We start from the raw sequence: 18,293 nt of genomic DNA, 5'->3' as shown, positions 1-18,293 counted from the left end.
GAAGAGTCGCCGCCACACTGTTACCCGGCATCATCCCCGTCTTCGTCAACGTCGCAAACGCATACGCACCCGGATTGCCCTGCTGCCCATTGAGCTGCAGATCGATCGACCCCGTCGAGAACACACCCGACGTCGCCGTCGCCGTATCACTCCACGCCGCCAACGTCCCGATCGCACCCAGCCCGAGCACGATCCCCAACGACGCCACCGCCCGCGGCTTACTCCCCGACATCAACGCCCGCGCCCGGGCACCAATACCCAACGGTGAACTCGAAACCTCATGACGAGACAATGCTGTGCCTTTCTTGATCGGCCTATCGGGTCGCCGGCGCGCCGGGATCAATACCCGTGTGCGGCTGGGGCTTACCTGTGCAGCACGGTGCAACCAGCAGGGGGTCGGTCGCCGACCGGGAAAGGGTCGGCGACCGACGCGCCTGGTTGTCCACCCGGAAACCGGGTGGGCGATGCCGACTAGGCGTTCTGCGTCAGGGTGACGTTGAAGTTGGCCAGGTTGACGGCCTGTCCCTGAGCGGTGGTGCCTGCGGTGGCCGAATCGAAGGTGAACTTCACCTGGACAGCGACGGTCTTGCCGTCCTGCGCCTGGGTGATGGCGGCACCCGAGCCGTTCGAGGGCAGCGCGGTGCCGTCGACGGTCGCGGTGACGGTGGGGTTGAGCGCCGTCTTGAGGTCGGCATCACCGGTGATCGAGCTGGGGTCGGCCTTCAGGGTCGCGGCCAGGTTCTTGCCCTTGGCTCCGACGACGAAGCTCGCGTTGTAGGTGACGACATCGCCGGGCACGGCCTTGAAGGTGGTGATGTCGATGGGGCCGGAGCTGTCCGTCCAGCCTGCCGGGGTGCCCTGCGAGAGCGACAAGGTACCGGAGTTGACGGCGCCGCCACCGACGGTCTGCGAGGAGTTCCAGGCGGCCATGGTGCCCGCGCCACCGGCGAGGAGGAGTGCGGCCGCGCCTGCGGCGATGGCGCCCTTGGTCTGCTTGTTCATGTAAGAGCTCAGCTTTCGTCGGACCCCCACAGGGGGTCGGGGAGAGTGGTGATCGGATCTGGTTACGTGCGCCCAGTCGAGTGGGCTCGGTTTCGGACATCCGTGCTCGTTCAGAGGGTCTCGACATCGCGAAGAGGCTCGCCGGTGGGGCCTGTCAGACTCCGGTGACCGGTTCGCGATTGCATGTGTTTATCACAACGCCGCACGCGAATTGTGCGCTTTCAGGTCATCTGTCCAAATGATCTTGAACAGCTGTCCAGATGCCATTCCAATTACCCACTTAACGGGACAGAAGCATCGCCTACCAGTGGGTATCCGTTACACATGCCCCTAAATCTGTTGTCCCTCATTCGGCGGATACCGCCTCTCAAATCCAATACGTAACGTAATTTCACTTCGCATGGAATGGTGAATGCCGGTCGGCCCCACAAGCGTCGGGACCGACTGTTAACGTCATCCTCGGCCGGCCCGATACCGCGATGGGCACAGTGCCGAGAACCCCCGGTGCGAGGAGCGCATTGACCGAGAATCCGTCGAACGCAGACCATCTCCCAGTGGCCGAACCGGGCCCGCGACGCGTCGGCATCGTCGAGGACCACGAATCCGTCGTGATGGGCCTCGAGGCCATGCTGGCCGATCAGCCGGACCTGGTCATCGTGGCGTCAGCACCAACCGTGCCCGAACTGCTCGCGCTCGGAGCCGATCTGGATCTCGTGATCCTCGACCTTCGACTCTCCGACGGCTCGTCGCCCAAGACGAACGTGGAGCAACTACGGGCCGCCGGACTCGAGACGCTCGTGTTCACGGGAGCGGAGAATCCGTACCTGGTGCGGCTCGCCGCCAAGGCCGGGGTACTCGGCGTGCTGCGCAAATCGGAGCCGACCGCGACCGTCGTCGCCGCGATCACCGCCGCCGCGAACGGCGAGCAGGTGGTGACCACCGAATGGGCCGCCGCCATCGACGGAGACCCCGGCCTGCACGACGTCGGCCTCAGTCCACGGCAACGAGATGTGCTCGCGCTCTATGCTTCTGGGGAGAAGGCCGCCCGCGTCGCCAGCCTGACCGGGCTGGCCCCGCACACCGTCAACGACTACCTGGCCAGGATCCGGGCCAAGTACGCCGAGGCAGGCAGGCCCGCCCGCACCAAGACCGACCTGTACAAGCGGGCGGTGGAGGACGGGTGGCTGCCGCCACCGCTGCTACACCCCGGCCGCCCATGACCACACCGGCGAACAGTCGGCGCCGCGAGTCCACCGATCACATCTCGCGGATGGTCGCACGGCTGATCAGCGCCGGCTACGCCGTCTACCTGATCCTGCTGTTGCCTGCCGTGACATCCATGGCGCCACGGATGGACGCCTGGTGGACCCCGGTGATCGTGGTCGTCGTGTACGGGTCGGGGCTGCTGCCCGGCGCGCTGTCGTTCCGCCGCGACACCCGGCCGATGCGAATCGCCTCCGGGGTGGCGGCGACGGCCTTCCTGCTCGCCGTGTTCAGCTGGCCCCTGGCCTGGAACGGCCCACCCCTCCCGAGCGGTGAGATCCTGTGGTTGGCCACCTTCCCTGGCCTGGCCAGCCTCGCGGTCGTGTCGACCTGGCCGACATGGGTGATGTTCGCGCACTTGGTGATCGGGTGCGTCACGGTCCAGATCGTCAACTTCGCCGCACACCAGGACGCTCCGAGGGAGCTGCTGCTCCCGGAGATCGCGTTCGCCATCATGTTCTGCACGCTCTTCGTCGGCGCGGCCGTGATGGCACTGCGCACCGGCCGGGTCCTCGATGCCACCACCGACTCCACCCATGCCGCGGCGGCCGCCGCGGCCGCGCGTCGCGCCCGCACCGTCGAACGGGAACGGTTCGACGCGCTCATCCACGACGGCGTGATGTCCACCCTGCTGGCCGCGTCGCGGCAGGGCGCGACGCCCGCGGTCAGCCGCCTCGCGACCACGACGCTCCGCCAGCTCGACGCCCTGCGCGACGGCCAGGGCGCGCAGCAGCACTTCGGCGGCGAGGAGGCCCTCTCCCTCCTCCGGGCCGCCGCGGCCGACGTGGACGAGGGAGTCGCGGTGCGGGTCGAAAAGCACATTGACGCACAGACTCTCACCATCCCCGCCGAGACGGCCCGCGCGCTGGCCGCGGCCCTGGCCGAGGCGCTACGCAACAGCGTGCGCCACGCGGGCGAGACCGCCACCCGCTCGGTGGAGGTCGCGGTGGCACGGAACGGGGTCGCCGTCCTGGTCTCGGACGACGGCCGGGGCTTCGACCCCACCACGGTCCCCGCGCACCGACTCGGGGTGTCCGTGAGCATCCACGGGAGGATGCGTCAGCTCGACGGCGGATCCGCTCGGATCGAGACGGCACCGGGGGCGGGCACCCGGGTCCACCTGGCCTGGAGCTCGTCGTGACCGACGCGGGCGAAACCAGGGACGTCCGCGAGCTGCTCGGGCTGCACACGCGCGGGGCGAAGGCACTCGTCGCCGCCTATGTGCTGACCTTCCTTCTGGTCTCCCTCAGCTCGAGCCCGGGACCCGGCGTGGTGTGGGCGGAGCTGGCGGCCTGGCTCGTCGTCAGCGCGGGCGCGATCGCCCTCGTCCGGATCGCGGGAGACCCGTTGCCGTTCCGTCCGGCGGTGGCACTGGCAGTCGCCGGCCCGGTCGCGCTCAACCTGGTCTTGTCCGTGGTTCCCGTCCCGGTCGACGGATTGCTGCAGACGTGGCCGCTCGGTGCGGGAACCGCGATCCTGGCCTACATGTGCGTGCGCGGCCGGATCGCGCTCGGCTGGCTCGGCATGGCAGCGATGCTCGGCAGCTGTGTGCTGTGGGCGATGCGCACCGGGCAGGGCGCCGGCTACGGCCTCGGCATGTCGGCGATCAACATGGCGCCACTGCTGATGGCCACCTTCGTCGCCTACACCGTCCGACCGTCCGCGAAGGAGATCTTCGCGCTCCGCGAGCAGACCGTCCGGCGCATCGCCGCCGAGGCCGCCGACTCCGCGGTGCTCGACGAACGCGACCGGCAGCTGCGGCGCCTCGACGAGTTGGCCAGGCCCCTGCTCGACCGGATCGCCACCGGCGGCGACCTCGACGAGGACGAGCGGATCGCCTGCCGACTGCTCGAGGCGCACCTGCGCGACATCCTGCGCGCCCCCGGCCTTTCCGGACCCGTCGTGGCCGCAGCCGCACGGGCCGCCCGGGGCAGGGGCGTCGAGGTCGTCCTGCTCGACGACCGGGCCGTCGACGACGCGGGCGGTGCGCCCGACCGATTCCTCGGCACGGTGGCGGCCGAGCTCGCCGCGGCCACCGACGGGGCGGTCACGGTGCGCGTCCTGCCGCCCGGCCGCGCCACGATGGCAACGGTGCTCGCCAGCAGCGCGGACCGGGTTCGACGCACCGAGTTCGACCACGACGGCCACCCCGCGGGCGCCGAAGCTTCGCTCAGCTAACCGTGCCCCTCGTTTCACGGGCAGGGAACTGCCGTCTCGGCAGATCACGTCCCACCCCATAGCCTCGATCCGCAAGGAGGGCCCGCTGCGAGGGGTCGGACCCTCGGCCAGCCGCGTACGCCTGGGGGTCGTGACATGAGAGCCGCAGTCGACGAACAGCACCACCATGCGCACGCGCCTGCGGCGCGACAGGAACCGCGCGCCCGGCGTCGCCCGGCGCTGTCGCCGCGCGAGGTCGAGGTACTGCTCCGGTGGCTGCAGTGCGACTCCAAGAACACCGTCGCCGCCGACCTGTACCTGTCCGTCGGCACCGTGAACACCCATCTCGCCCGCATCCGTGCCAAGTACAACCAGGTCGGCCGGTCCGCACCGACCAAGGCGGCGCTGGTCGCCCGCGCCGTGCAGGACGAGTTGATCTCGCTCGACGAACTGTGATGCCGCCACGGCGGGAACCACGCGAATGACGGTGCACGGCAGTTCGATCGACAGTGCCGAGGCCAAGATCATCCGGAGTTTCGCCCGCTTCCTCAGCGCGGGCGCCCTGTTCTTCGGCGTGCTGCTCATCCCCTCGATCGTCGCCCAGTCCCGGGTGCTCGCGCCGTGGTGGACGCCGCTCGCGGTGACGATCGTCTTCGGCCCGCTGCTCGCCCTGTGGCCGGCCAGCTTCGCCCCGGACCTGCGGTGGATCCGCCGAATGGGTGCGCTCGCCGCCGGCACCTACCTGGTCGCCGGGCTCGGCTGGCTGGTCGCGTTGCACGGCTCGCTCTCGCCGACCCGCGACGTGTGGCTGTCGACCTTCCCCGGCCTGGTGACCATGGCCGCGGCCCTTGGCTGGCGTCCGGCGCCGAGCGTGCTCTACCTCGTGGTCAGCGCCTGCCTGGCGGAGGAACTCCGTCACGTCTCCCGGGAGGCTCCCACGGGTTCGCTGCTGCTGGACACCTTCAATCTCGTGATGTTCTGCAGCCTGTTCGTCCTCGCGACCATCACCGCGGTGGAGACCGGTCGCACCCTCGACCGCGCCGTCGTCACCGCGCGACGCCAGTCCGCCGCGACCGCCGCGATCGCGGCAACGGACGTGGAGCGCAAGCGGTTCGACGCGCTCATCCACGACCGGGTCATGTCGACTCTGCTCGGCATCTCCCGGCACGGGAACACCGAGCACCTCAGCGAACAGTCCGGCATAGCGCTGCACGAACTCGATCGGCTACGGACCAGCGACGCCGCCACCGAGGACCTCGAGATCGACGCCGCTGTCGCGATGATCCGCACCGCGCTCGTCGACGTCGACGGGGGGATCCCCATCGACGTCGAGGTCCGGATCACATCCCTGATCGTCCCGAGGGAGGCGGTCCGCGCGATCGCCACCGCCGCGGCCGAGGCGCTGCGGAACAGCCTGCGGCACGCCGACCGTCCGGACCGCGCCGCCGACCGGTTGGTGGTCGTCGACGTGGACGCGCCGGGTCTGCGGGTGATGGTCGCCGACAACGGGCGCGGCTTCGACCCGGACCGCGTCCCGCCGTACCGCCTGGGGATCGGCGTGAGCATCCGGGCGCGGATGGCCGCGGTCGCCGGCTGCAGCTCGGAGATCCGGTCGGCCCCCGAGCGCGGCACCCAGGTGACGCTGCGGTGGGCGGCGGCATGACCGGCCCCCCGTCGCGCGACGTGCGCGAGTTGCTCGGCATGGACCGCCCGGCCGCGCGGGTGGTCGTCGCGCTGTTCTGCCTGAGCTTCACCCTGCGTGCGCTCACCGATCTCGACGGGGTGCGCCGCGTCTGGCCCATCGTGTTGGCGGCCGCCCTGCTGACGGCCGCGGCGGTGGTGATCATCGCGGTCCCTGGCGATCCCATGCCGAGGGCTCACACCCTGGCACTGACCGCCGTCGGCCCGATCGCGTGCGCGCTGGTGCTGTGGCAGCTACCGGTGCCGGGCTGGACCATCGACGACACCTGGCAACTGCGCGCGGTGACCGCGGTGCTCACGTACATGTCGGTGCGCGGCAGGGCTTTTCACGCGTGCGTCGGCGCGGTCCTGATGGTGGTCACCTGCGGGATCTGGAGCGAGGCGACCGGTCAGGGCTGGGCCACCGGGATCCGGCTGGAGTCTCTGAACCTGGCGCCGGTGCTGATGTCGGTGATCTTCGCCGTCACCGTCCGGCCCGTCGGGTACGCGGTGTTCAGGCTGCGCGAGCAGGAGTCCGAGCGGGCCGCGGACGAGGCGACGACCCAGGCCGTGCTGCGCGAACGCGATACCCAGCTCACCCGGTTGGACCTGCTGGCCCGGCCGCTCCTCGAGCGGTCCGCCACCGGGGACGAGTTCGACGACGGGTCCCGGGTCGAATGCGGACTCGTGGAAGAGCGGTTGCGCGACACCCTCCGCGCCCCGGTGCTCGCGTCCGACGAAGGTGTCAGTCGCGCCGTGGAATCGGCCAGGAGGCGCGGCGCCAAGGTGATCCTCCTCGACGACGGCGGACTGCGTGACGGACCGGAAGCCCTGGTGTCACAACTGCACTCCACCGTGATCGACGTCCTGGACGAGGCCACGGGCGGGACGGTGACCGCCCGTGTCCTGCCCGAGGGGCGCGCGACCGCGGCCACCATCCTGTCCGAGGACGGCGCGCACGTCGGACGCGTCGAACTCGGTCACGACGGCCGGGTGCGGACCCAGATGACCCACGACGACCTGCGCGACATCGTTCCGCAGCGGTGATGCGGTGCGACCCCGGCACCGCGCGGCGGGCCGATCAGGTGATCGTGAGTCCGCCGTCGACCGGGATGGTCTGCCCGGTGACATAGGCGGCCGCGTCCGAGGCGAGCCAGACGAGGGTGGCCGCGAGTTCCTCCGGGTCACCGATCCGGCCGAGGACCAACCGCGGCCCCATGCTGTCGAGGTAGCCGTCCTGGTAGGAATCGGTCATCTCCGACTTGAAGAAGCCGGGCGCGATCGCGTTCACCCGGATGCCCCTTCTGGTGCCCCACTGCTGGGCCAGGTCGCGGGTCAGTCCGATCAGCCCCGCCTTGCTCGCGGCGTATGCGGCCTGCGGCAACCCCGCGGTGGTCAGACCGAGGACGCTGGAGATGTTGATGATGGCCGAACCCGGCGCCATCACCCGGCCACAGGCCTGCGCCGCCCAGTAGGCGCCGTTGAGGTTGATGTCGATCACCTGCCGGAACTGCTCCGGGGTCTCCCGGGTCGCGGGGTGCGCCGTGCCGATCCCGGCGTTGTTCACCAGCACGTCCACCCGACCGAAGCGCTCCATGGCGGCATCGATCATGTGCTGGGCCTGATCCGGATCGGCGACATCGGTCGACACACACAGCGCCTCTCGGCCGGTGTTGCGCACCAGCTCGGCCGTCTGCTCGAGCTTGTCGACGCGACGGGCCGCGAGCACGACGTCGGCGCCCGCCTCCGCGCAGGCGACCGCGAAGGCCACACCCAATCCCGACGAGGCCCCGGTCACGGCGACGACCTTGTTGTCCAGCCTGAACCTGTCCAGGATCCCCATCACGTTCTCCTTCTGAGTGATTCTAAGCGAGCGCTTAGTTTAGGGCATTGACGGAACCGCCGCGAGGCCCGGGACACCGGCGTTTGGTAACTGGTCTTACCACTTGACCACTGACCAATTGCGGCCTAGCGTCGGTCACATGACCTTCGAGCCGATCGTGCGGCAGTCCGCGTCAGGTGCCGTGTTCGAACAGATCACCGCCCGCGTCCTCGGCGGCGAGCTCGCCGCGGGTGATTCGCTCCCGAGCGAGCGCCACCTGGCGGAGGCGCTCGGGGTCTCGCGACCCGCAATCCGGGAGGCACTGCAGAAGCTGGCGCACTCCGGCCTCGTCGAGGTGCGGCAGGGAGATTCGACCTCGGTCAAGGACTTCCGGCGCCACGGCGGCCCCGAACTGCTGCCTAGGCTCCTCATCCGAGGCGGGCAGCCCGACTGGGCCGTGGTGCGCAGCGTCCTCGAGGCCCGCACCATGATCGGCGCCCAGGTCGCCCGGTTGGCGGCCGCCCGGTCGGGGGCCGGGCTCGTCGCACAGATGCGGGATGCGGTGCACGCACTCGACACGGACACCGACCCCGTCGCCATGCAGCGACACGCACTGGCCTTCTGGGAGTGCGTCGTAGACGGCGCCGACTCCATCGCCTTCCGCCTGATCTTCAACAGCCTGCGTCAGGCCTACGAACCCACGATGGCCGCCCTCGGCGAGGTGATGAAAGCCGAAGTCGGCCGAACGGATGCGTACATCCACCTCGCCGACGCCATCGCCGCGCGGGACGAGGAGGCCGCGGAGCGCCTGGCCGTCGAGCTCCTGGAACTGGGCACCACCGCGATCAGCACCATCATCGACAGCCTGGAGGGAACGAGATGAGTACGGCCACACGACCCGCACGCGGCAGGAAGCCCGTCGATCTGCGCACCGCCGCAACGGAATTCTGGCGACACCCCTCCCCCTGGATGATCTCGGCGATTCTGGTGGCCGCCCTGGTCGGCCGCCTCGTGGTCGGCGACTGGCAACTGAGCGACGCCGTGCTGCCGGTCGTCATGCTGGCCGCGTTCCCGTTCGTCGAGTGGACCATCCACGTCTGCATCCTGCACTGGCGACCGAAGACCGTCGCGGGCGTGACGCTCGACTCCCTGCTCGCCAGGAGCCACCGCGAACACCATGCGGACCCGCGCGACGTGCCACTGATCTTCATCCCCTGGCAGACCCTGGTCTGGCTGATCCCGACGCTGGCCGTGCTGGCGGCACTCGCGTTCCCGCGACCGGGCCTCGCCCTGACCTTCCTCACCGTGATCGGCGCGATCGGACTCGTCTACGAGTGGACGCACTACCTGATCCACAGCGACTACCGTCCGAAGTCCCGTATCTACCATGCGATCTGGCTCAACCACCGCCAGCACCACTACAAGAACGAGCACTACTGGTTCACCGTGACCACCTCCGGCACGGCCGACCGGGTCCTGCGCACCTACCCGGATGCCAAGCAGGTGCCGACCTCACCCACCGCGAAGAACCTGCACTCCGGCGCCGGAGCCGACAGCTAGGCCGTGCTCCCTGGCGCGCGACCGGCCGCGTCGAGTGCCGCGAGGTAGCCGAACACGATCGCGGGTCCGATGGTCGCGCCTGGACCGGCGTAGGTGTGGCCCATGACGGGCGAACTGGTATTGCCCGCCGCATAGAGCCCCTCGATGATCGACCCGTCCTCGCGCAGCGCCCGGCCGGCGCTGTCGGTGTTGACGCCGCCCTTGGTGCCCAGGTCTCCCGGCACCATCTTCGCGGCGTAGAACGGCGCCTTGGTCAGCTCACCGAGACTGGGATTGGGCTTGTTGGTGATGTCGCCGTAGTAGTGGTCGTATCTGCTCTCCCCGCGGTGGAAGTCGGGGTCGGTGCCCGTGCGCGCGTGGGCGTTGAACCGCTCGATCGTCTCCGTGAGGGCCTGCTCGGGCACGCCGATCTCGAGCGCCAACTCGGCGATGGTCCCGGCGGTGACGATCGCGCCCGATCGCAGCCAGGATCGCGGCAGCGGCCTGCGGGCGGGGACACCGGCGAACAGATACCGATTCCGGTAGGTCTGGTCGAAGATCAGCCACGCCGGGAGGTTCTCGGCCGGACCGTCGCCCTGCCCGTACGGACCGCCGAACATCGCGTGGGTCGCTTCGACATACGGAAGGGACTCGTTCATGAACCGCTGCCCCCGGTCGTTGACCATGAGGCTGCGCGGCAGCGACCGCTCGGCGAGGGCGAACCACGGCCCCTTCGGCAGCGGGATGGACGGGGCCCACCAGGCGTCGTCCATGTAGGAGATCGCCGCCCCCGACTCGAGCGCGGCGGTAATCCCGTCGCCGGTGTTGGTGGGGGCGCCCAGGGTCCATTCCGGACTGCTGGGTGCCCGGTGATACTTCTCCCGCATCGCGCCGTTGTTGTCGAACCCGCCACACGCCAGCACGACCCCGCGGCGAGCGAGCAGGCGCGATCGGGTGCCGCCGTGCTCGACGACCACACCGGCCACCCGGTCTCCGTCCGTGATCAGGTCCGTCATCGCCGTGTCGAGCCGCACGGGCACGCCCGCGTCGCGCACGCCGATCATCAACTGCGACATCAGGGCCGGGCCGAGCCCGAGCAACTTCTGCCTGCGCGCCTTGGCCAGCATCGACCGAGCACCCACCTTCAGCATCCGCGCGGGCCCACGCCAGCTTCGCAGCCCGGTGCTGAGCCACCGATAGTCGGACTGCTGGACGACGACGTTGAGAGGCGCCTTCATGTAGGGCGGGTGCAGCGTGGCCAGGTCCTCGTCCGCCAGGGCGCGCGCATCGAACGGAGCGGGCTCGCACGAACGCCCGGTTGCCCGGCCTCCCGGCGCCTCCGGGAAGTAGTCGGAGTAGTCCCGCACCCATTCGAGGTCGAGCGCCGAGTTGTCGATCAGGAAGTCAAGGGCCTCGGGCCCGCGATCCACATACGCGGCAATGCGATCCGCGTCGGCGTCCTCCCCGACGATGCTCGTCAGGTACGCGCTCGCCTCCTCGCGATCGTCGGCGGGCGCCTGGCTGCGCAACACCGAATTGCCCGGTATCCACACCCCGCCGCCCGACCGGGCGGACGAGCCGCCCCAGAACTGCGACTTCTCCACGATCACCGTGGTGAGCCCGTGCCTCGCCGCGGTGATGGCCGCGGCCATCCCCGCCGCACCCGATCCCACCACGACCAGATCGACGACATTGTCCTCGCTGTCGAATGCGTTCTCGGTCGACTGTGTCATTTCGCCACCCCCGGGTAGTTGTTCGTCGGAATCATCTTGCGAGTCATCAGCTTTCGACTCCCTTGCTCTCATTGCCGTCCGCCATGCCCCATCGGGGGTGCAGCACCGCATCGAGCGCCCCCTCGACGCAGACCGGGAGCGATGCCCCGCGGTTGCGTGGACTGCGAATCCACTGGCGGTAACCGAATTCCGCGGCGGCGAGCATCAGATGCACGAGAAGACCTGGGCGACTGTCGACCTCGGGATCGCGTCCCATTCGCTGTGCGACGAGCTCGACGAGCCTGGCCCGGTGCTCGGGCGCGATCAGCGTGACGCGATCCATCAGGTGGGGCGCGGTCCGGAAGGCCGCGCGCCACCGATCGATCTCCGACGCGCCGAGGGTGGTCGAGCGGGTCAGGATCGCCCGCGCCAGCGCCACGTCGGCAGGCTCGGATTCCGGCCGCTGTTCCACGAGCGCCACGATGCCGGCACCACCTTCGTGCACCGGCTCCAGCAGCAGGTCCTCCTTGCTGCGCACGTGGCGGAAGTACGTACTCGGCGACACCCCCGCGGCCGCCGCGATCTGTTCGGTGGTCACGGCATCGAAGCCGTCCCTGGCGAACAGCTCGAACGCGGCGCGCTGAAGGTCCGCACGGACCTGGAGGCGCTGCCTCTCACGTAGCGACATCGACAACGCCTTCCTCCCGCACAGGAACCCACCTGAGCTCGCCGAGCGACATCTGCAATGACATCGCTAATTGACAGCATCTACGAATGTGACAGTTTCTGTCAAGAACGGAGATACTCTCGTGCCCGGGGCAGAACGGTTCATCGCAAAAGCGCGCCTCACGGATCGGAGGGCACTCGTCAGGGCAGCAGCCCCCGGCGCCTGGCCTCGACCACGGCCTCGTGGCGGCTGCCCACCTCGAGCTTGGCCATCAGGTTGCGCATGTAGGTCTTCACCGTCTCGACACTGAGCGAGAGGCGATCGGCGATCTCCGCGTTGCGGCAACCGAGCGCGACATACGAGAGCACGTCGAACTCGCGCGCGGACAGCGTCACCGACGGATCCGCACCGCCTGCGGTCAGCGACCGCAGCGTCTCCTCGACCGCGCGCAACTGCGTGACGAGCGACTCGTCGGCGACCCTTCCCGCGAGGTCGCGCAGCGCGAGGTAGCTCTCGATGATCCGTTCGGATGCCGCCGCACCGCGTCCGGGCGCCCCCGGCCCCGCGCCTGCGTTGGCGAGCATCGCGACGCGGCGGTCCACCTCGTCGCGGATCTCGATCTCCCGCGCCAGCCGGTTCGCGGACCGCATCACCTCGCCCGCCATCACGTCGCCGATCGGTTGTCTCGACCGCAGGCCTCCGTAGATCGCCGCCCGCGTCGCGCCGCGCACCACGACCGGCACCGCGAGCAGGGACTCGATGCCCTCCCTGGCGACCTGGACGTCGTAGTCGTGGGTGATGTGGCTGGAGTTGAAGTAGTCGGCGGCGGCCTCGGGACGCTGCTCGGCCATGGCGCGGCCGCCCAGCCCACAGCGGGCGTCGATCACCAGCCCTCGCAACACCGCGCTGCGGGTGCCCGCGAACCCGGACAGTCGCATCCGGCCGTTCTCGACGGCGCCTGCGAACAGGACGGGGAAGGGCGTGCGACCGCGCAGGAGCCGCAGCTCACCGCGCAGCGCGTCCTCGTCGCTCGGTCTCATCACGTCGTTCATCAGCACATACCCACTTCGTAGGGTAGCGGCCGCCCGCGAGTGGGCCATAGCGTCGTCGGCAACCGTCTGTAAGCCCCGTCACACGAGGTAGCCGCATGCCCACCACCCCGACCGCCAACCACTCCGAGCTCAGCCCGCTGCGCTTCCTGGAACGCTCGGCGGCGGTCTTCCCCGACCGCACCGCGATCATCCACGGCCACCGGCACTACACCTACCGGGAGTTCGCGGCGGAGGTCGAGCAGCTCGCGCACGCGCTGCGCGGGCGGATCGATCCCGGCGACCGGGTCGCCTACCTCTCGCCGAACACCCCGGAACTGCTGATGGCGCATTTCGCGGTGCCGCTGGCCGGGGGTGTGCTGATCGCGCTGAACTCGCGGCTGGCCGGGCCCGAGCTCGAATACATCCTCGAGCACTCCGGCACCCGCATCCTGTTCGTCGACTCGGAGTTCCTCGGCTCGGTCACCACCGTCCGTGACCGGGTCTCGTCGGTGCACGAGATCGTCGAGATCCCCGACTCCACCATCACCCTCGCCGACCCGGTGACCGGCGTCGCCACCGCCCTCTACGACGACTTCCTGCGCACCGTAGACGGCGTGCGGGCGGAGCCGCTGGTGTGGGGCGTCGACGACGAGCAGCGGACCATCGCGATCAACTACACCTCGGGAACCACGGGAAAACCCAAGGGCGTCATGTACTCCCACCGCGGGGCGTACTTGAACTCCTTCGGCGAGACCTTCCACAACGGGTTCACCGGTGACACCAAGTACCTGTGGACGCTCCCGATGTTCCACTGCAACGGCTGGTGCACGCCCTGGGCCGTCACCGCGGCAGGCGGCACCCACGTGTGCCTGCGCGCGGTGCGGGCCGACGCCATCTGGGATGCCATCGACACGCTCGGCATCACCAACCTGTGCGGTGCACCGACCGTGTGCTCGACCATCGCCGACGCGCCGCAGGCGCACCCCCTCGCGACCCCGCTGCGGATCACCACCGCGGGGGCTCCCCCGTCCCCGACGGTGATCGGGCAGCTCGAGACGCTCGGCGCGACCGTCGTCCACGTCTACGGCCTCACCGAGGTGTACGGGCCGTACACGATCTGCGAATACCAGGAGTCCTGGGACAAGTGCTCGCCCGAGGAACGCGCGGTGCTGATCTCGCGGCAGGGCGTCGGCATGCTGCAGGCCGAGACGGCACGCATCGTCGATCCGCAGATGCGCGACGTGCCTGCCGACGGCGAGACGATGGGCGAGATCGTGCTGCGCGGCAACAACGTGATGCTCGGCTACTACCGGGACCCCGAGGCCACCGCGGAGGCCTTCGCGGGCGGCTGGTTCCACACCGGCGACCTCGGCGTCATGCACCCGGACGGCTACATCCAGCTCAAGGACCGGGCCAAGGACATCATCATCTCCGGCGGCGAGAACATCTCCACCGTCGAGGTGGAGCAGGCCATCGTCTCGCACCCTGCGGTCGCCGACGTCGCGGTGGTGGGGGTGCCCGACGAGAAGTGGGGTGAGCGCCCCAAGGCATTCGTGCTGCTCAGGCCCGGCGCCGAGGCGACGGTGGACCAGCTCGTCGCGCACACCCGCGGCCTGCTGGCCGGCTACAAGGTGCCAAGGGACATCGCCTTCGCCGCGGACCTGCCGCGCACCCCGACCGGGAAGATCCTCAAGTACCAGCTGCGGTCCGGCGCCGAGGCCGCTACCCGCGGGTAGCAGAATGACCCTCGAGACAAGACGACCGACACGCGTTTGGAGATGACAGTGGAGCTAGTCGGAGTGATCGGTGGCGGCACCATGGGTGCCGGCATCGCAGAGGTGTGCGCCAAGGCCGGGAGCTCGGTTCTCGTCCTGGAGACCAAGCAGGAATTCGCGGACGCCGCCCAGGCCAGGATCGCGACGTCGATCGGCCGTGGCGTCGCCAAGGGCAAGATCACCCAGGAGGAGGCGGACGCCGCGATCGCGCGGGTGCGCGTGACCCTCGACATCGAGGAGTTCGCGGACCGCGACCTGGTCATCGAGGCAGCCCCCGAGATCGAGTCGCTGAAGTACGAGATCTTCGGCAAGCTCGACAAGATCGTCAAGCCGTCCGGCATCCTGGCGACCAACACCTCCTCGATCCCGGTCATCAAGGTCGCGGGTGCCACCCAGCGCCCCGAGCAGGTCGTCGGCGTGCACTTCTTCAACCCGGTGCCGGTGATGCCGCTGGTGGAGATCATCTCCACGCTGGTGACCTCCCCCGAGGCCGCCAAGGCCGTCACCGACTACGCCAAGGACACCCTGCGCAAGACCACCGTGCAGGCCGGGGACCGCTCGGGCTTCATCGTCAACGCGCTGCTCATCCCGTACCTCACGTCGGCAATCCGGATGCTCGAGTCCGGCTACGCCACCGCCGAGGACATCGACGCTGCGATGAAGGGCGGCTGCGGCTACCCGATGGGCCCGCTCACGCTGCTCGACACCGTCGGCCTCGACGTCACGCTGGCCGCGGCGGAGTCGCTGTACGCCGAGTTCGCCGAGCCGCACTACGCCCCGCCCGCGCTGCTGCGCCGGATGGTCGAGGCCGGTCGTCTCGGCAAGAAGTCGGGCCGCGGCTTCTACGACTACAGCAAGTAGGCGCTTCGCGCCTGTGAGTCCTTCTGGCCCGCATGGGGACCAGAAGGACTCACAGGCGGCGCAGCCGCCCGAGGGAGGCAACGATGGCTCTGCTGATACCCGGCCGATTCAACGGCCCGGACAACTCCGGCAACGGCGGCTACGTCGCCGGCCTGCTCGCCGCCACCCTCGACCCGGGACCGGTCACCGTCTCACTGCGCCGCCCGCCGCCGCTCGACACCCCGATGGAGGTGGCCACCGCGGACGGTCGGTCCGTCGCGCAGGACGCCGACGGCGCCATCGTGGAGGCCAGGCTCGCCGCCGCCGAGGAGGAGTTGCCGCGGGTGCTCGCGGTCGACCTGTCCGCCGCGCGAGCAGCGGCCGAGCGGTTCCCCGGCCACCTCGCTCACCCGTTCCCGCGCTGCTTCGTGTGCGGCAGCGCCCGCGATCGTGGCGACGGCCTGCGGCTGTTCTCGGGGCCCCTCGACGACGGGCGCTCCGCGTGCGTCTGGCACGTCGAACCCGACGTCGCCGGGCAGGCGGAGTTCGTGTGGGCCGCACTCGACTGCCCCGGCGCGTGGACCGCGCACGACAAGATGCCGATGGTGCTCGGCTCGATCACCGGACTGGTCTCGGCGCTGCCCGAACCCGACGAGGACTGCGTCGTCCTCGGCGAGCTCCTCGGCACCGAACGTCGCAAGGTGTGGACGGCGACCACCGCGTACGGGTCGGACGGCCGCGAACTCGGCCGCGCACACGCCACGTGGATCACGATCTAGCGGGGTAGCGTTCGGCGCATGGACGCGCTGGGTGCGACGGTCCGCCTGCGCTCGACCAAGGGCCGCTGGGTGGTGCTCGCGACGGTCCTCGGCTCCGCGCTGGCCATGCTCGACGCGACCGTCGTCAACATCGCGTTGCCGCGGATCGGCGAGGACCTCGACACCGACGTCGCCGGCCTGCAGTGGGTGCTGAGCGGGTACACCCTCACCCTGGCCTCCCTGATCCTGTTGGCGGGCGCGCTCGGCGACCGCCTCGGCAGACGCAAGATGTTCATCTGGGGCACCGTCTGGTTCGCCGCCTCCTCGCTGCTGTGCGGGCTGGCTCCGAGCATCGAACTGTTGGTGCTGGCCCGGATCCTGCAGGGAGTCGGGGCCGCCCTGCTGACCCCGGGCAGCCTCGCGCTGCTGTCCGCCGCCATCGACCCCGACGACCGCGGCGCGGCGATCGGGCTGTGGTCCGGCCTCGGCGGTGTCGCTGGCGCGGTCGGTCCGCTGCTCGGCGGCTGGATCGTGGAGGTGTCGAGCTGGCGGGTGGTGTTCCTGATCAACCTCCCGCTCGCGGCCGCGGTGGTGTGGGTGGCCGCGCGGCACGTGCCGGAGAGCCGCGACCCGCACGCCCACGGCCGGCTCGACGTGCTGGGCGCCGCGCTCGCCGCCCTCGCCCTCGGCGCGCTGACCTACGGCCTGATCGGCGGGCAGTGGGCCGCCGTCGTCCTCGGGCTGCTGCTGTTCGCGGCGTTCGTCGTCGTCGAGCGGCGCTCCGACAATCCGCTGGTCCCGCCCGCGCTGTTCCGCTCGCGGGTGTTCGTCGCCGCGAACCTGGTGACCCTGGCGGTGTACGCCGCCCTCGGCGGGGTGTTCTTCCTGCTCGTGCTGGAGCTCCAGCTCGCGGCCGGCTACTCGCCGTTGGCCTCCGGCCTCGCCACCCTGCCCATCACCGGCCTGATGCTGGTGCTCTCCTCGCGGGCGGGCCGCTTCGCCCAGCATCACGGGCCGCGCCTGTTGATGACGGTCGGGCCGCTGCTCGCCGCGACGGGCCTGCTGCTGATGCTGCGGATCGGCCCAGGCGCCGCGTACCTGACCGACGTGCTGCCCGGCGTCCTGGTGTTCGGGCTCGGACTGTCGGCGCTGGTGGCGCCGCTGACCGCCGCGGTGCTCACCTCGGTGTCGACCGACAGGGCCGGGATCGCGTCGGGGGTGAACAACGCGGTCGCGCGCAGCAGCCAGCTGCTCGCGGTCGCGGCGCTGCCGGGGCTGGCCGGGATCGCGGGCACGGGCTTCGCCGATCCGGAGACCTTCTCGCACGGATTCGACGTCGCGATGCTGATCTGCGCGGGCCTGCTGGTGCTCGGCGCGGCGCTGGCCGCGGCGATGATCCCAGCGGGGGTCCCCGTCGTGATCGACGAGGAATCCGTGGCATGCCGCCCGCACTGCGACATCTCGGCTCCCGCGGTGCAGCCGGCCCGGAGGCCGTGACGCACGCCCGGTTCATCCGGGCGGCCGCCGATCGTGGAGGATTCGCGACGCCGTGATCGCGAGCACGATCGCACCCCAGTCCGGTCCGACCAGAAAAGAGTCCACACCCGATGCCTCGTCACCGCCGAATCCCGACCCTCGCCGTGACCGCCACCTGCCTGGTCGCGTTGTCCGCATGCAGCACAGCCGACGTGACGGACGCCGCGTCACAGCTGTCGGCGCGCGCACAACAAGCCGTCGACCACTCCGTCGCCGCCCGCGATGTGTTGAGCGCCGAGAACGGCATGGCGGCCGCAGCCGCGGCCTGCGAGCTGTACGCCGGATGGGAGGGCATGAACGCCGACGTGCGGTCCGCGCTCGCCCCGGTGGTCACCGACCAGCTCGAGCGGTACACGACCGACGGCGACCCGGTGGTGGCATCGGTCGTACAGCTGACGATCGCCCTCGTCGGCGGCGGCGCGGTCGACGCGAACCAGGCACTGGTGGCCCAGCTGCAGGAGTCGTGCCGGGCACTCTGACACCGTTCGGTCTTCCCAAACGTCGCGGGTGC

19 protein-coding genes are annotated in these 18,293 nt (G+C 70.2%); 13 read left to right on the top strand and 6 right to left on the bottom strand.

Translation table 11 applies throughout. The annotated features are described in order from the left end of the window. Together BR31_RS30385 and BR31_RS0127010 are read right to left on the bottom strand one after the other, a co-directional pair. Positions 1 to 208, bottom strand: a 208-nt coding sequence (locus BR31_RS30385) for a SipW-dependent-type signal peptide-containing protein (RefSeq protein ID WP_027503677.1), incomplete at its 3' end; no start/stop codon positions are given. 263 nt (positions 209 to 471) lie between these two features. Continuing rightward, on the bottom strand, positions 472 to 1,002 hold the full coding sequence (locus BR31_RS0127010) for an alternate-type signal peptide domain-containing protein (RefSeq protein WP_027503676.1): 531 nt from the start codon (positions 1,000 to 1,002) through the stop codon (positions 472 to 474). A 479-nt stretch (positions 1,003 to 1,481) separates the two neighbouring features. Here BR31_RS0127010 and BR31_RS0127005 point away from each other — a divergent pair, with 479 nt between their 5' ends. The 6 genes from BR31_RS0127005 (at position 1,482) to BR31_RS30380 (ending at position 7,149) form a co-directional block, all read left to right on the top strand. After that, a complete protein-coding gene (locus BR31_RS0127005; protein WP_081830704.1) occupies positions 1,482 to 2,222 on the top strand; it encodes a response regulator transcription factor in 741 nt (246 codons plus the stop codon). After that, positions 2,219 to 3,406: an ATP-binding protein gene (locus BR31_RS0127000; RefSeq protein ID WP_027503674.1), complete on the top strand. Its 1,188-nt coding sequence runs from the start codon at positions 2,219 to 2,221 to the stop codon at positions 3,404 to 3,406. The genes BR31_RS0127005 and BR31_RS0127000 overlap by 4 nt, the downstream gene beginning before the upstream one ends. Then, positions 3,403 to 4,443, top strand: coding sequence for a hypothetical protein (locus BR31_RS0126995; RefSeq protein ID WP_027503673.1), 1,041 nt, complete (start codon positions 3,403 to 3,405; stop codon positions 4,441 to 4,443). The genes BR31_RS0127000 and BR31_RS0126995 overlap by 4 nt, the downstream gene beginning before the upstream one ends. A 135-nt stretch (positions 4,444 to 4,578) precedes the next feature. Continuing rightward, the gene (locus BR31_RS0126990; protein ID WP_081830702.1) at positions 4,579 to 4,878 is read left to right on the top strand and encodes a LuxR C-terminal-related transcriptional regulator; all 300 of its coding nucleotides are present in this window, start codon (positions 4,579 to 4,581) and stop codon (positions 4,876 to 4,878) included. Between the two features lie 25 nt (positions 4,879 to 4,903). Further along, a complete protein-coding gene (locus BR31_RS0126985; RefSeq protein WP_051637776.1) occupies positions 4,904 to 6,085 on the top strand; it encodes a sensor histidine kinase in 1,182 nt (393 codons plus the stop codon). Next, on the top strand, positions 6,082 to 7,149 hold the full coding sequence (locus tag BR31_RS30380) for a hypothetical protein (RefSeq protein ID WP_156042643.1): 1,068 nt from the start codon (positions 6,082 to 6,084) through the stop codon (positions 7,147 to 7,149). Before BR31_RS0126985 ends, BR31_RS30380 begins: the two co-directional genes overlap by 4 nt. A 34-nt stretch (positions 7,150 to 7,183) precedes the next feature. Here BR31_RS30380 and BR31_RS0126975 read toward each other — a convergent pair whose 3' ends face one another. Next, positions 7,184 to 7,945: an SDR family NAD(P)-dependent oxidoreductase gene (locus BR31_RS0126975; RefSeq protein ID WP_027503670.1), complete on the bottom strand. Its 762-nt coding sequence runs from the start codon at positions 7,943 to 7,945 to the stop codon at positions 7,184 to 7,186. A 139-nt stretch (positions 7,946 to 8,084) separates the two neighbouring features. Between BR31_RS0126975 and BR31_RS0126970 the strand changes: the two genes are divergently transcribed. Further along, positions 8,085 to 8,807 (top strand): FadR/GntR family transcriptional regulator, encoded by a 723-nt coding sequence (locus BR31_RS0126970; protein ID WP_027503669.1) that lies wholly within the window; start codon positions 8,085 to 8,087, stop codon positions 8,805 to 8,807. After that, the gene (locus BR31_RS0126965; protein WP_027503668.1) at positions 8,804 to 9,484 is read left to right on the top strand and encodes a sterol desaturase family protein; all 681 of its coding nucleotides are present in this window, start codon (positions 8,804 to 8,806) and stop codon (positions 9,482 to 9,484) included. The genes BR31_RS0126970 and BR31_RS0126965 overlap by 4 nt, the downstream gene beginning before the upstream one ends. Here the strand turns inward: BR31_RS0126965 and kstD are convergent. The 3 genes from kstD to BR31_RS0126950 all read right to left on the bottom strand — a co-directional run bounded on the left by kstD (position 9,481) and on the right by BR31_RS0126950 (position 12,894). Further along, positions 9,481 to 11,196, bottom strand: coding sequence for a 3-oxosteroid 1-dehydrogenase (gene kstD / locus BR31_RS0126960; protein ID WP_027503667.1), 1,716 nt, complete (start codon positions 11,194 to 11,196; stop codon positions 9,481 to 9,483). The two genes, BR31_RS0126965 and kstD, sit on opposite strands and share 4 nt — an antisense overlap. 46 nt (positions 11,197 to 11,242) lie before the next feature. Then, positions 11,243 to 11,863 carry a TetR/AcrR family transcriptional regulator gene (locus tag BR31_RS0126955; RefSeq protein ID WP_027503666.1) on the bottom strand — a complete coding sequence of 207 codons (621 nt, stop codon included), beginning with the start codon at positions 11,861 to 11,863 and terminating at the stop codon, positions 11,243 to 11,245. Positions 11,864 to 12,042: 179 nt separating this feature from the next. Continuing rightward, on the bottom strand, positions 12,043 to 12,894 hold the full coding sequence (locus BR31_RS0126950) for a helix-turn-helix transcriptional regulator (RefSeq protein WP_027503665.1): 852 nt from the start codon (positions 12,892 to 12,894) through the stop codon (positions 12,043 to 12,045). A gap of 95 nt (positions 12,895 to 12,989) precedes the next feature. Here BR31_RS0126950 and BR31_RS0126945 point away from each other — a divergent pair, with 95 nt between their 5' ends. From BR31_RS0126945 to BR31_RS0126925, 5 genes are all read left to right on the top strand, one after another. Then, a complete protein-coding gene (locus tag BR31_RS0126945) occupies positions 12,990 to 14,609 on the top strand; it encodes an AMP-binding protein (protein WP_027503664.1) in 1,620 nt (539 codons plus the stop codon). 48 nt (positions 14,610 to 14,657) lie between these two features. Continuing rightward, entirely contained in the window at positions 14,658 to 15,509 is an 852-nt protein-coding gene (locus BR31_RS0126940; protein WP_027503663.1) for a 3-hydroxybutyryl-CoA dehydrogenase, read from the top strand. A gap of 83 nt (positions 15,510 to 15,592) precedes the next feature. Continuing rightward, entirely contained in the window at positions 15,593 to 16,267 is a 675-nt protein-coding gene (locus BR31_RS0126935; protein WP_037178536.1) for a hypothetical protein, read from the top strand. A gap of 18 nt (positions 16,268 to 16,285) precedes the next feature. Continuing rightward, positions 16,286 to 17,743 (top strand): MFS transporter, encoded by a 1,458-nt coding sequence (locus tag BR31_RS0126930; RefSeq protein ID WP_037178534.1) that lies wholly within the window; start codon positions 16,286 to 16,288, stop codon positions 17,741 to 17,743. 110 nt (positions 17,744 to 17,853) lie between these two features. Further along, positions 17,854 to 18,261 (top strand): hypothetical protein, encoded by a 408-nt coding sequence (locus BR31_RS0126925; protein WP_156042642.1) that lies wholly within the window; start codon positions 17,854 to 17,856, stop codon positions 18,259 to 18,261. Positions 18,262 to 18,293: the final 32 nt, after the last annotated feature.

The organism is Rhodococcus sp. UNC363MFTsu5.1, from assembly GCF_000686785.1.
Lineage (GTDB): Bacteria > Actinomycetota > Actinomycetes > Mycobacteriales > Mycobacteriaceae > Rhodococcus_G > Rhodococcus_G maanshanensis.
This window is presented reverse-complemented; position numbering and strand designations above follow the sequence as displayed.